The organism is Zafaria cholistanensis (genome assembly GCF_008580665.1).
Taxonomy (GTDB): domain Bacteria; phylum Actinomycetota; class Actinomycetes; order Actinomycetales; family Micrococcaceae; genus Zafaria; species Zafaria cholistanensis.
The window spans coordinates 25,426-38,154 of sequence record NZ_BKDJ01000009.1 but is presented as its reverse complement, the minus strand read 5'-3'; the positions used below and the strand labels follow the sequence as shown (position 1 = coordinate 38,154).

General features: G+C 70.7%; 10 protein-coding genes. 6 read left to right on the top strand and 4 right to left on the bottom strand.

The window, feature by feature from the left end:
- Positions 1–134 precede the first annotated feature (134 nt).
- Positions 135–1,601 (top strand): 30S ribosomal protein S1, encoded by a 1,467-nt coding sequence (rpsA, locus tag NCCP_RS09580; RefSeq protein ID WP_149957030.1) that lies wholly within the window; start codon positions 135–137, stop codon positions 1,599–1,601.
- A gap of 163 nt (positions 1,602–1,764) precedes the next feature.
- Here the strand turns inward: rpsA and NCCP_RS09575 are convergent, their stop codons facing one another.
- Together NCCP_RS09575 and NCCP_RS09570 are read right to left on the bottom strand one after the other, a co-directional pair.
- A complete protein-coding gene (locus NCCP_RS09575; protein WP_149957029.1) occupies positions 1,765–2,928 on the bottom strand; it encodes a class I SAM-dependent methyltransferase in 1,164 nt (387 codons plus the stop codon).
- Positions 2,910–3,590, bottom strand: coding sequence for an IMPACT family protein (locus tag NCCP_RS09570; RefSeq protein WP_149957028.1), 681 nt, complete (start codon positions 3,588–3,590; stop codon positions 2,910–2,912). Before NCCP_RS09570 ends, NCCP_RS09575 begins: the two co-directional genes overlap by 19 nt.
- A 213-nt stretch (positions 3,591–3,803) precedes the next feature.
- On the opposite strand from NCCP_RS09570, the gene coaE reads away from it, so the two are divergent.
- The 4 genes from coaE (at position 3,804) to NCCP_RS09550 (ending at position 9,634) form a co-directional block, all read left to right on the top strand.
- Complete coding sequence (gene coaE, locus NCCP_RS09565) at positions 3,804–4,469, top strand: dephospho-CoA kinase (RefSeq protein WP_149957027.1); 666 nt, start codon at positions 3,804–3,806, stop codon at positions 4,467–4,469.
- Entirely contained in the window at positions 4,466–6,568 is a 2,103-nt protein-coding gene (uvrB, locus tag NCCP_RS09560; protein ID WP_149957026.1) for an excinuclease ABC subunit UvrB, read from the top strand. The genes coaE and uvrB overlap by 4 nt, the downstream gene beginning before the upstream one ends.
- 278 nt (positions 6,569–6,846) lie before the next feature.
- A complete protein-coding gene (locus NCCP_RS09555; RefSeq protein ID WP_149957025.1) occupies positions 6,847–7,911 on the top strand; it encodes a TerC family protein in 1,065 nt (354 codons plus the stop codon).
- Positions 7,912–8,242: 331 nt separating this feature from the next.
- On the top strand, positions 8,243–9,634 hold the full coding sequence (locus tag NCCP_RS09550; protein WP_149957024.1) for an MFS transporter: 1,392 nt from the start codon (positions 8,243–8,245) through the stop codon (positions 9,632–9,634).
- A gap of 10 nt (positions 9,635–9,644) precedes the next feature.
- On the opposite strand, the gene NCCP_RS09545 is transcribed toward NCCP_RS09550, so the two are convergent.
- Both NCCP_RS09545 and NCCP_RS09540 read right to left on the bottom strand, forming a co-directional pair.
- Entirely contained in the window at positions 9,645–10,928 is a 1,284-nt protein-coding gene (locus NCCP_RS09545) for an alpha/beta fold hydrolase (protein ID WP_149957131.1), read from the bottom strand.
- A 152-nt stretch (positions 10,929–11,080) separates the two neighbouring features.
- Positions 11,081–11,602, bottom strand: a complete 522-nt coding sequence (locus tag NCCP_RS09540; RefSeq protein ID WP_149957023.1) for a GNAT family N-acetyltransferase — start codon at positions 11,600–11,602, stop codon at positions 11,081–11,083.
- Between the two features lie 258 nt (positions 11,603–11,860).
- On the opposite strand from NCCP_RS09540, the gene NCCP_RS09535 reads away from it, so the two are divergent.
- Complete coding sequence (locus NCCP_RS09535) at positions 11,861–12,715, top strand: metal-dependent hydrolase (RefSeq protein ID WP_149957022.1); 855 nt, start codon at positions 11,861–11,863, stop codon at positions 12,713–12,715.
- Positions 12,716–12,729 lie beyond the last annotated feature (14 nt).

The following is a 12,729-nucleotide window of genomic DNA, read 5'->3' as shown; positions in this document are numbered from 1 at the left end:
GCTTTAGACTAGGAACGCGTTTTCTGCGCGCATTTGCGCGCGCGGCGGGACGCGCCACAAGAACCAATTTCGGAAAATGCCGGGACTTCCGGCTGCCCGACTGAGCTAACTATCCACATCGGAGCCCCTTCTACATGACCATCACCTCCAACGAGAAGACCGGTACCCCGCAGGTCGCCATCAACGACATCGGTACCGCTGAAGACTTCCTCGCAGCCGTCGACGCCACCATCAAGTACTTCAACGATGGCGACCTGGTCGAAGGCGTCGTCGTCAAGGTCGACCGCGACGAAGTTCTGCTCGACATCGGTTACAAGACCGAAGGTGTCATCCCCTCCCGCGAGCTTTCCATCAAGCACGATGTTGACCCGGGCGACGTCGTCGCCGTCGGCGACAACGTCGAGGCCCTCGTCCTCACCAAGGAGGACAAGGAAGGCCGTCTGATCCTGTCCAAGAAGCGTGCGCAGTACGAGCGTGCGTGGGGCGACATCGAGAAGATCAAGGAAGAGGACGGCGTCGTCACCGGCACCGTCATCGAGGTGGTCAAGGGCGGCCTGATCCTGGACATCGGCCTGCGCGGCTTCCTGCCGGCTTCCCTCGTCGAGATGCGCCGCGTGCGCGACCTGGCCCCGTACATCGGCCAGGAAATCGAAGCCAAGATCATCGAGCTGGACAAGAACCGCAACAACGTTGTGCTGTCCCGCCGTGCATGGCTCGAGCAGACCCAGTCCGAGGTCCGCTCCACGTTCCTCAACAAGCTGGAGAAGGGCCAGGTCCGTCCGGGCGTTGTCTCCTCCATCGTCAACTTCGGTGCGTTCGTGGACCTGGGCGGCGTCGACGGCCTGGTTCACGTTTCCGAGCTGTCCTGGAAGCACATCGACCACCCGTCCGAGGTTGTCGAGGTTGGCCAGGAAGTCACCGTCGAGGTGCTCGAGGTGGACCTGGACCGCGAGCGCGTGTCCCTGTCCCTCAAGGCCACCCAGGAAGACCCGTGGCAGACCTTCGCCCGCACCCACGCGCTGGGCCAGGTTGTCCCGGGTAAGGTCACCAAGCTGGTTCCGTTCGGTGCGTTCGTTCGCGTCGAGGACGGCATCGAGGGCCTCGTGCACATCTCCGAGCTGGCCGTGCGCCACGTCGAGCTGGCCGAGCAGGTTGTCTCCGTGGGCGACGAGCTGTTCGTCAAGGTCATCGACATCGACCTCGAGCGCCGCCGCATCTCGCTGTCCCTGAAGCAGGCCAACGAGGGCGTCGACCCGGAGGGCACCGAGTTCGACCCGGCGCTCTACGGCATGGCCGCCGAGTACGACGAAGAGGGCAACTACAAGTACCCGGAGGGCTTCGACCCGGAGTCCAACGAGTGGCTCGAGGGCTTCGAGACCCAGCGCGCCGCCTGGGAGCAGCAGTACGCGAACGCCCAGGCCCGCTGGGAGTCGCACAAGAAGCAGGTTGCCCAGGCGATCTCCGACGACGCCGCCGCCGAGTCCGGTGCCGGCGAGTCCGCCGCCACCAGCTACTCCTCCGAGGCTCCGGCCGTGGAGCAGGGCACCCTGGCGTCCGACGAGGCCCTCGCCGCGCTGCGCGAGAAGCTCACCGGCGCCTAGGCACCGATGCCGGCCTGAGCCGGCCCGCCCAGGGCCGGCCCCAGGCAGGGCAGCCGGCTGAAGCATCGGCTGGACCATGAAGGGCCCCGCACCGGAAACGGTGCGGGGCCCTTCGCGTTGCCGCGCACCCGCACGGCTCCGGCCCTGCCGGTGCGCGGCACGGCTACGGTTTGGCGGACACCGTCACGGTGAACTTGGCATTGCGGGCCACCTGCCGCGTCGGCCCCACCAGCCTCTCCAGCTGTGGCCGGTAGCGCAGGTGCGAGTTCCACACGCACCACAGCTGCCCGCCCGGAGCCAGCACCCGCCCCGCGTCGGCGAACAGCTTCAACGCGATGCCCGCGTGCACCGTGTTGCCCATATGGAACGGGGGATTGAGCAGCACCAGGTCCCTGGAGCCGTCGCCCAGGGCGGACAGCGCGTCGTCGCGCACCGCCACCACGCGCCCGCCAACGCCGTTGGCCTCCGCGGTCGCGGCCGTGGAGGCCACCGCCGAAGCCGACTGGTCGCACGCCAGCACGCGCAGCCCGGGCCGGGCCAGGGCCACGAACGCGGCAATCGTGCCGTTGCCGCAGCCCAGGTCGACGGCCTCGCCGGCGGCGGGCAGCCCGTCCAGGTGCTCCAGCAGGAACCGGGTGCCCGGGTCCAGCTTCGCCCCGCCGAACGTCGCGCCGAAGGCGCGCAGTTCCAGCGCGGTTCCGGCGGCGCGGTGGCGGGCCCGCAGCGGGAACCGCGCCGGGGGCAGGCCGGCGCCCCGCGGCAGGGACGCGGCCAGCACCCGGGACTTCTGCCGGGCCAGCCCGGCCGTAACGGAGGCGAAGCTTTTGCCCAGGACCTCGTTCATGGCCAAACCCATGTGCTTGACCCGGCCCACGGCCAGCAGGCGCGCCCGCGGGTCCGCCCACCGCGCGGCCTGCCAGGCGATTTCGTCCAGCGCATCCAGCGAGCGCGGCAGTTGCAGCAGCACCAGCGTGGCGCCCTCGAACAGTTCCCGCCCCAGCGGCAGGTGCCGGTATGCCCCGGACAGGTCCAGCCCCAGCTCCGGCCCCAGCCGCGCGGCATTGGCATCGATGGCCCGTTCCCCGGACAGGGCGTCCTGGTGCACCCGCAGGCCGGTGGCCCCCTGCGCGGCAAGACCCAGGGTCAGTGCCCCGTAGTGGTCGTTGACCACCACGATCTCCCGCCCCGGGGGCAGCCCGGCGGCCGCGGCCGATTCCAGCAGGTACTGGTCCCCGGCGTCATAGGCGAAAAGGTTCTCCGCCTCCACGTCCGGCCAGCGCCGCAGCCGTGCGTGGTCCAGTGCCCCGCTCACCGCAGGTCCACCCATTCGGTCCCGAGGTCGACGGCGGTGGAGGCGCCGGCGGTCAGCGCCGCCAGGCGCTCGGCGAACGCCCGCGAGGCCTCCGGGCTGTCCCTCAGCGCCACCTTCAGCGTCGCCTCGGTGGGTCCGTAGCTGGTGCCGAGGACTTCGGTCCCGGCGGCGCGCAGGTCGTTTTCCAGCCGGCCCGCGTCAGCGTAGCCGGCCCCCACCCCGTACAGGCGCATGCGCTGGCGGCGCAGCAGCCGGGCGGTGTCCAGCGCCGCGGAGACGGATTCGGAGTAGGCGCGGACCAGTCCGCCCGCGCCCAGCAGGACCCCGCCGAAGTAGCGCACCACGACGGCGGCGACGTCGGAAAGGTCCGTGGCCCCGGGGAAGGTCTCGCGCCTGGCCAGCGCCTCCAGCATGGGCAGGCCCGCGGTGCCGGAGGGCTCGCCGTCGTCGTTGCTGCGCTGCACGGACCGGTCCGGGCCCAGGATGAACGCGCTGCAGTGGTGGCGGGCGTCGAAATGGGTCCTGCGCAGCTCAGCGACCAGGGCGCGGGCCTCCTCCTCGGACTCGACCCGGCGCAGGTGGGTGATGAAGCGCGAGCGCTTGATCTCGAGCTCGTGCCGGTGGCCGCCGTCGACGGTGGTGTAGGTGGTGGTGGCGGACTGGTCGGCGGGATTCACGCCTACCAGCCTAGCGGGAGCGGGACCCTCGCCGCCTACCGTTCCGGCGGCTCCCGCACCTCGCTTCGCTCGACGCGGGACCCTCGCCGCCTACCGTTCCGGCGGCTCCCGCACCTCGCTTCGCTCGACGCGGGACCCTCGCCGCCTACCGTTCCGGCGGCTCCCGCACCTGGCTTCGCTCGACGCGGGACCCTCGCCGCCTACACTGGCCGCATGCTTGACATTGGACTCACGGGCGGCATCGCCGCCGGCAAATCGGCTGTAGCCACCCGCCTGGCCGAACTCGGCGCGGTCCTGATCGACGCCGACCGCCTCGCGCGCGCCGTGGTTGAGCCCGGCACCCCCGGCCTGGCCGCCATCGCCGAGGCCTTCGGTCCCGGCGTGATCGCCCCCGATGGAACCCTTGACCGGGCCGCCCTGGGCGCGCTTGTGTTTGCCGACGCCAGCGCCCGGGAACGCCTCAACGGCATCGTCCACCCGCTGGTGCGCGCGGCGGCGTTGGAGCGGCGCGCCCAGGCAGCCCAGGCTGCCCCGGACGCCGTCGTCGTCGAGGACATCCCGCTGCTGGCCGAAAGCGGCCAGGCGCACCGCTTCGCCCTGGTCATCACGGTGCAGGCCCCGCTGGCGGAACGGATCCGGCGCATGGTCCGGGATCGCGGAATGGCCGAGTCCGATGCCCGCGCCCGCATCGCCGCGCAGGCCACGGACGGGGAGCGCGCGGCCATCGCCGACGTCGTGCTGGAGAATTCCGGCACGCTGGAGGAATTGCGCGCGGCGGTGGACCGGGTATGGCGGGAACGGATCCTCCCCCTCAGGGACGCGGCCGCCCCGCCGGCGCCCCGCGAAGTGTCGGATGCGGGGCGTAGCCTAGAAGCATGAGTCTTGCCCAGCCGATCAACCGCGTCGTCGCACCGTTCGAAGTTGTCAGCGAGTACCAGCCGGCAGGCGACCAGCCGCAGGCGATCAAGGAACTGGCCAGCCGCATCGCGGCGGGGGAGAAGGACATTGTCCTGATGGGTGCCACCGGCACCGGCAAGTCCGCCACCACCGCCTGGCTGGTCGAAAAGGTCCAGCGGCCCACCCTGGTCATGGTGCAGAACAAGACCCTGGCCGCCCAGCTGGCCAACGAGTTCCGCGAACTGCTGCCCAACAACGCCGTCGAGTACTTCGTCTCCTACTACGACTACTATCAGCCGGAGGCGTACGTCCCGCAGACGGACACCTTCATCGAGAAAGACTCCTCCATCAACGAGGAGGTGGAACGGCTCCGCCACTCGGCCACCAACGCCCTGCTCACCCGGCGCGACGTGATCGTGGTGGCCACGGTCTCCTGCATCTACGGCTTGGGCACTCCGGAGGAGTACATCGCCGGGATGGTGACGCTGCGCCAGGGGATGGAACTGAACCGGGACCAGCTGCTGCGCAAGTTCGTCTCGATGCAGTACGCGCGCAACGACACGGACTTCCACCGCGGAACCTTCCGCGTGCGCGGGGACACCGTGGAGATCATCCCGATGTACGAGGAACTGGCCATCCGCATCGAGTTCTTCGGCGACGAGGTGGAGGCGATCCACACGCTGCACCCCGTCACCGGCGAGGTGATCCGCGAAGAGACGGAGATGTACGTCTTCCCCGCCTCGCACTACGTCGCGGGGCCGGAGCGGATGAACCGGGCGATCACGGCCATCGAGGACGAGCTGCGCGAGCGGCTGGAGGTGCTGGAGTCCCAGAACAAGCTGGTGGAGGCCCAGCGCCTGCGCATGCGCACCACGTACGACCTTGAAATGATGCAGCAGATGGGCTTCTGCAACGGCATCGAGAACTACTCCCGGCACATCGACGGACGCGGGCCCGGAACGGCCCCGCACTGCCTCCTGGATTACTTCCCCGAGGACTTCCTGCTGGTCATCGACGAGTCCCACGTGACCGTGCCGCAGATCGGGGCGATGTACGAAGGGGACATGTCCCGCAAGCGCACCCTGGTCGAGCACGGCTTCCGGCTGCCCTCGGCAATGGACAACCGGCCGCTGAAGTGGGACGAGTTCCTTGAGCGCATCGGGCAGACCGTCTACCTCTCGGCCACTCCGGGCAAGTACGAGCTGGGCAAGGCCGACGGCGTGGTGCAGCAGATCATCCGTCCCACCGGCCTCGTGGACCCGGAGATCATCGTCAAGCCCACCAAGGGCCAGATTGACGACCTGCTTGACGAGATCCGCACCCGCGTCGAGCGCGACGAGCGCGTCCTGGTCACGACGCTGACCAAGCGGATGGCCGAGGACCTCACCGACTACCTCACCGAGCACGGCGTGAAGGTCCAGTACCTGCACTCCGACGTGGACACCCTGCGCCGCGTGGAACTGCTGCGTGAACTGCGCCTGGGCGTATTCGACGTGCTGGTCGGCATCAACCTGCTCCGGGAGGGCCTGGACCTGCCCGAAGTCTCGCTGGTGGCGATCCTGGACGCGGACAAGGAGGGGTTCCTGCGCTCGGCCACCTCGCTGATCCAGACAATCGGCCGCGCGGCCCGCAATGTCTCCGGCCAGGTGCACATGTACGCGGACCGGATTACCGACTCGATGGCGCAGGCGATCGAGGAGACCAACCGCCGCCGCGAGATCCAGCAGAGGTACAACGCCGAGCGCGGCATCGACCCGCAGCCGCTGCGCAAGCGGATCGCCGACATCACCGACCAGCTGGCCCGCGAGGATGCCGACACCCAGGAACTGCTCAACAACCAGCGCCTGGCCAAGGGAGCCCGGCGGAACACCGCTGCCAAGGACCGGGCCGCGGAGACGGTCCGCCGCGACGGGCTGGCCGCCGTCCCGGCGGAGGACCTCGTGGAGCTGATCACCCAGCTCACCGAGCAGATGCACGGCGCCGCCGCGGAACTGCAGTTCGAGCTGGCCGCCCGGCTGCGCGACGAGGTCTCCGAACTGAAAAAGGAACTGCGCCAGATGAAGAGCGCCGGGCACGCCTAGCGGCTCTTGCGCGGCTCTTGCGTGACCCTTGTGGGGGGCGATGCCGGCGCGCGGGCACCTGCGCGCCGGCATCGCCCCCGCCTTGTCATGGCCTGTTGCCGCGACCGCCGCACGATGTCAGCTAGACTGGATCCCGCGTAGGGGAGTATCCCAAGTGCCGTGAACGTCAACACGCCGGGCAGTGCAGCCTGGCCGGGCGCGGCGGCCGACCAATCTGGGTGTCGGCGGAGAGACTTACGGCGATTTCACGCATCCCCGCACCCTTTCGAAAGGCATTCATGGGTTCCCAACACCTGTCCACGGAGTTCGAGCTCATCTCGTTCGCAGTCCTTGGCGCCATTCTCCTGTTCGACCTCCTGTATGTGGTCAAGCGTCCGCACGAGCCGTCCATGAAGGAAGCCGGCCTGTGGGTCAGCTTCTACGTGGCCCTGGCCCTGGCCTTCGCCGGCATCCTTTTCTGGCAGGCGGGCCCCGAATTCGGGCAGCAGTTCGTGGCCGGCTGGGTCACCGAGTACAGCCTCAGCGTCGACAACCTGTTCGTGTTCATCATCATCATGGCCCGCTTCAGCGTGCCCCGCCGTTACCAGCAGGAAGTGCTGATGTTCGGCATCATCATCGCGCTGGTGCTTCGCGGCATCTTCATCCTGCTCGGCGCGGCCGTCATCGAGAACTTCAGCTGGGTGTTCTACCTCTTCGGCGCGTTCCTGCTGTGGACCGCCTGGAAGCAGGCCACCGACTCCGGCGAGGACGAGGAGGAGGGCGCGGAGAACGGCCTCATTGCCAAGCTCACCCGCAGGCTCCCGATGAGCCAGGACTTCGACGGCAACAAGCTGCGCACCACGGTCAACGGCCGCCGCGTCTTCACCCCGATGGTCGTCGTCTTCATCACCATCGGCATGACCGACCTGCTCTTCGCGGTGGACTCGATCCCGGCCATCTTCGGGCTGACCCAGAGCGCTTTCATCGTGTTCACGGCGAACATCTTCGCCCTGATGGGCCTGCGCCAGCTCTACTTCCTGCTGGGCGGGCTGATGGACCGGCTCGTGTACCTCAAGCACGGCCTCTCCGTGATCCTGGCGTTCATCGGCATCAAGCTGGTCTTCCACGCGATGCACGTGAACGAACTGCCGTTCATCAACGGCGGCCACCACATCGAATGGGTTCCGGACATCTCCACGACCACCTCCCTGGCGGTCATCGTCGGCACCCTGGTTGTTGCCACCGCCCTGAGCCTGCTCTCCCCGGCGGGCAAGAAGGCCGCCATGGACGCGCGCCTGGCCAGGGACATCGAGATCGCCGAGCACGCGAACGGTGGCGGCGGCGCGGAGATCGACTCCAAGTAGCCTCTGTCGGTGCCGCAGCTTTTCGGTACCACAGCTTCCCGGCACCCGAGCCTTCGGGGGCCACGACGGCCCGGGGCCGGCCGCATGCAGCGGCCGGCCCCGGGCCGTCGCCGTACCCTGCCCTAAGTACCCTGCCCCCAGTACCCTGCCCCCAGTCCCTGGCCCGACGGCGGACGCGACGCGGGGCGCGGCTGTACGGAACTGTGCAGCCGCATGGAACTGTGCAGCCGTACGGAACGCCGCACCAAGGGTTGCCCGGCTAAGGATTGCGGCACCGGACTGTGGCTTCCGCACAAGCTCCTGCGGACGGGGCCGGGCATAGCCTTGCGGCATGACCGGTTCATCCGGCGCCCCGGCCCCGTACCCCGGGGACAAAAGATCGCTGCAACGCCGCATGGTCCTGGCCCTGGCGTTGGGCCAGCTGTTCAGCGCCCTGGGGCTCTCCTCGACGCTGTCCGTGGGCGCGCTGATGGCCGTGGACCTCACCGGCAGCCAGGCGTACGCCGGAGCCCCCACCACGGCCCTGGCCCTGGGCGGTGCGCTCGGTGCCCTGCCCCTGGCCGCCCGGGCCGTGCGCCGGGGCCGGCGGGCCGCACTCGCCGCAGGCCTCTCGCTGGCCGTCCTGGGGGCCCTGCTGCTGCTGGCGGCCCCCCTCTGGCGCAGTGTTCCCGCCATGCTGGCCGGGGCCACGCTGATCGGCTTCGGGTTCGCCGCAAACCTCCAGTCCCGCTTCGCCGCAACCGACCTCGCCGAGGACGCCACCCGGGCCCGGGACCTGGGACTGGTTATGTGGGCCATCACCATCGGTGCCGTGGCCGGGCCCAACCTGGCCCGCGCCGGCTCGGACTTCGGGCTCGCCCTCGGCCTGCCGGCGCTGAGCGGCCCGTTCCTGCTCGCGTCCGCCGGGCTGACCATGGCCCTCGCCGTCCTGGAAGCCGGCCTGCGCCCGGATCCGCTGTTCGCCGCACGGGCCCTCGCTGCCAGGTACTCCGGAGCTCCCGGTCCGGAGGTCCCTGATCCGGAAGTCCCCGGTCCCGCGGCCCCGCTCCGTGCCCTCGGTGCCGGGTTCGGGGCGCTGCGTGAATCGGCCCCCGCCCGGTTGGGCGCAGCCACGATCGTCGCCGCGCACATGACCATGGTGGCCGTCATGGGGATGGCTCCGGTGCACCTGCAGCACCTGGTGGAAGGCAACCACGCGGCGTTGCCGGCGTCCGGGGACGAATACGGCCTCACCGCCGACACCCTGGTGCTGGTGGGGATCGTCATCTCCGTGCACGTGGCCGGCATGTTCGGGCTCTCCCCGGTGATGGGATGGCTCGCGGACCGCCACGGGCGGCTGGGGCTCATGGCCGGGGCCCAACTGCTGTTCGCCGCCGGCCTGTTCGCCGCCGCGCTGGGACAGGCCCTGCCGGCAGTGGTCGCCGCAGGGCTGGTCGTGCTGGGCCTGGGCTGGTCGATGGCGACGGTGGCCGCCTCCGCCTACATTGCCGAAAGCGTCCGCGGGGCGGCGGCCGTGCCGGCCCAGGGCGTCTCCGACATGCTCATGGGCCTCGCCGGTGCCGCCGGGGGCGCCGGCGGCGGCCTGGTGCTGGCGCTGGGGGGATTCGCCGGGCTCAACCTTGCCGCGCTCGCCGTGGTGGCCGCCATCACGGCGCTGCTGGGAAACGCCCTGGCCAAGGCGCACGGACACCGGCGTTCCCCCGGCCCGGCGGCCCACGCCTAGTCCGGTCCGCCTAGTCGAGCCCGCCCGTTTGGGGCCCGCCCGCCTCCGGGCCGGTCATGGCGAGCAAACGCGCAAAGATGGCGGCGCCGTCGTCGGAGATCCCGTCGTGGTGGAACCTGTCGGTCTCCCACACCCGCAACCCGCGCACGGCGGCGGCGGTTTCCAGGCTCAGGTCCCGGTCCACGTAGACGTCGTGGGTGTACACCGCGGCGGCCGCCGGCACCGTGTTCGCGGCCAGCCGCGCCCGGTCATAGAGTGCGGGCCAATCGTCCTTCTGGGCCAGCAGCCCGGCGACCTGTTCCAGCCGGCGCAGCGCCGGATCCAGCTCGAAGTACCACGGATAGACCATCTCGCCGGTGAGCAGCGGCTCGGGGGCCTCCGGGGAGAACTCCGGAAATTCCTCCAGCACCCGCCACGCCGCCCAGTTGGTGGCTTCTCCCTGCGCGTAGATGGACTCGTGCATCAGCGCGTACAGGGGATTGGAGCTGCGGGAGACCTGGGCCTGCAGCAGGTCCAGGAACGCGTCGGAGAGCCGCGGTCCCGCCGGGGTGGGCACGAACGCTGCCTCCAGGACGAAGTGCAGCTGGTCGATGCGCGCGTTCCCGCCCAGGTACTGGCCCAGCAGCTGCACCGTCCCGGCGGTCAGGCGGCGCCCGTCCGGGAGGTTCTCCTCGGTGTCCCCGACGTGGCGGAGAATCCGGGTCAGCACCGCGCGGTCCTCCGGATAGGCCCGGAAGTATTCGGCGTTGCGCCTGGCCATGCGCGCGAACGTCGCCCGGTACACCCGCTCGGCAGGCCCGTCCAAAGGGGGCAGGCCCCCGGTGACCAGCGCCCGTTCCAGCCCCTCCGGGGCCAGGGACAGGTAGGTGAGCACGCAGAACCCGCCGTAGCTCTGCCCGAAAGCCGTCCAGGGCCCGTCCACCAGCAGCCGGCGGATCCACTCGGCGTCGCGCACGATCGAATCGGCGCGGAAATGCTCCAGGTAGGCGGCCGCCGCCGCGGCATCCCCGCGCAGGGGCAGGGTCTGCCGGGTTGCGGGGGTGCTCAGGCCGGTCCCGCGCTGGTCCAGCAGGAAGATGCGGAACGTCCTGGCCGCCTCCGCCATCCACCCGGAGAGGGAACTGACCCGGGGCGACTGCCCGCCCGGTCCGCCCTGCAGGTACAGCAGCCACGGCAGCCGCTCCGGGTCCGGGTGCGCCAGGGAAACGACCTCCCGGCCGAACACCCGGATCGCCTCCCCTTCCGGGTCGGCGTGGTCCAGCGGCACGGTGAAATGGTGCTCGGTCGCGCGCATCCCGCGGTACTCGTGCACCGCCCCGACCCGGTGCTCGCCCGCGGCCGCCGCCTCCCACCCGGCCCGCACGGCGGGCCGGGGCACGTGGTGGGCCCTGGGCCGCGCGGTGGCCGGCAGGGGCGCGCCCTGGGGCCCGTTCACGCCGGGCCCGTTCACGCAAAGCCCCCCGCCGGGGCTGCCGCGGCCGCTCCGACGGAGCGCAGCGCCTCGCCGGTCAGGCGGCGCACGGTCCACCCGTCCATCGACGCCGCGCCCAGTGCGTCGTAGAACCCGATCGCCGGCTCGTTCCAGTCCAGCACGGACCATTCAACCCGCGCGTACCCGCGATCGACGGCGATCCGGGCCAGGTTGGCCAGCAGGGCCTTCCCGTGCCCGGCCCCGCGCGCGGCCGGATGCACGTACAGGTCCTCCAGGTAGATTCCGTGCACCCCCTCCCACGTGGAGTAGTTCAGGAACCACACGGCCATCCCGACCACCTGCGGGGCCGCGGCCCCGGGCAGCGTGTCCTCCACGACGTGCGCGTACACCCGCGCCCCGGGGCCGAAGAGGTGCTCATGCAGCAGGGCGGGCGTGTTCTTCACGGCGTCGGGCTCGCGCTCGTACGCGGCCAGGTCCTGGATCAGTCCCAAAATCGCCGGGACATCTGACGGGCGGGCATCACGGATGGCGTTCATGGGCCCAGCGTACCCGCGGCGATGGCCGCCGGTCCCGCCCTGCAGGGCGGAAAAACGGGGGCGGACCGGGCCCGATGGATCCGGGCCCGCCGCCGGGGAAATTCGTATCTAAGTTCGAACAACGCTATAGGATGGTCGGCAGGCGCCCAACGGCAGTCCACGAGCTCCATTGACTGCCGTGCTCGCCGGAAGGGCCCGGCCCGCACCGCACCCGCGCTGCGCGCACGCCTTTCGAACAAGCAAAGGGGAACCGCCCGCATGATGGGAGGAAACCACGCCGCCACCGGCGCCGCCGCGTGGATCGCCGTGACCAGCCCGTTCCAGGTCCCGCTCGCCGCGCTCGCCGGGGCCGCGCCCTGGCTGCCGGCTTCCGTGCCGCTGGGCCTGGGGCTGATGGACCTGTCCCCGGCCGGGGTGGTCACCGGCGCCATGGTCTGCGCCGGCGCCGCGCTGGCCCCGGACGCCGACCACCGCCATGCGACCATCGCCCAGTCCCTGCCGCCGGTGTCCAACGCCATCTGCGCGGGCATCGGGAACATCTCCGGCGGGCACCGCAACGGCACCCACTCCCTGCTGGGGATTGCCGCGTTCTCCGCGCTGGCCCTGGTGGCCAGCCTGTGGACCGTGCACACCGCGGACTTCGGGACCGTGTACCCCGGTGCCGGGATCCTGGCGGTGCTGTTGATTGCCTTCGCGGTCAAGGCGCTGCGCTTCATTCCCGACCGCATGCAGCGCGTGCCGTGGGTGATCGCGCTGCCGTTGGGCGCCTTCGTGGCGGTGAACGCCCCCGAAGAGCAGTACTGGTTCGTCCTGGCGGTGGCCCTGGGCGCGGCGGTGCACATCCTGGGCGACATGCTGACCTTGGGCGGCTGCAACCTGCTGTGGCCCATGAAGGTGCGCCGTCCGCGGGCCCTGGGCCGCGTGCCGGTGCTCAAGGACGTGTGGAAGCCCAGCGGGCGCGTCGCCTTCCCGATCCTGGGTGCGGCCGGCTCCTGGCGCGAATGGCTGTTCGGGATCCCGGTGGCGGCCTACGCGGTGGTCGGCATCGGCACCGCCGCCTACGCCTGGGGGCGTTCCGGGGCGCAGATCGCGCTGGGCCTGTTGCGCGGCTAGGACAGCCGTCCGCC

Bases quoted from the DNA above. Each gene is read 5' to 3' on its own strand.
- rpsA (WP_149957030.1), top strand. From the start codon at position 135: ATGACCATCACCTCCAACGAGAAGACCGGTACCCCGCAGGTCGCCATC.
- NCCP_RS09575 (WP_149957029.1), bottom strand. From the start codon at position 2,928: ATGGGTGGACCTGCGGTGAGCGGGGCACTGGACCACGCACGGCTGCGG.
- coaE (WP_149957027.1), top strand. From the start codon at position 3,804: ATGCTTGACATTGGACTCACGGGCGGCATCGCCGCCGGCAAATCGGCT.
- uvrB (WP_149957026.1), top strand. From the start codon at position 4,466: ATGAGTCTTGCCCAGCCGATCAACCGCGTCGTCGCACCGTTCGAAGTT.
- NCCP_RS09555 (WP_149957025.1), top strand. From the start codon at position 6,847: ATGGGTTCCCAACACCTGTCCACGGAGTTCGAGCTCATCTCGTTCGCA.
- NCCP_RS09550 (WP_149957024.1), top strand. From the start codon at position 8,243: ATGACCGGTTCATCCGGCGCCCCGGCCCCGTACCCCGGGGACAAAAGA.
- NCCP_RS09545 (WP_149957131.1), bottom strand. From the start codon at position 10,928: ATGCGCGCGACCGAGCACCATTTCACCGTGCCGCTGGACCACGCCGAC.
- NCCP_RS09540 (WP_149957023.1), bottom strand. From the start codon at position 11,602: ATGAACGCCATCCGTGATGCCCGCCCGTCAGATGTCCCGGCGATTTTG.
- NCCP_RS09535 (WP_149957022.1), top strand. From the start codon at position 11,861: ATGATGGGAGGAAACCACGCCGCCACCGGCGCCGCCGCGTGGATCGCC.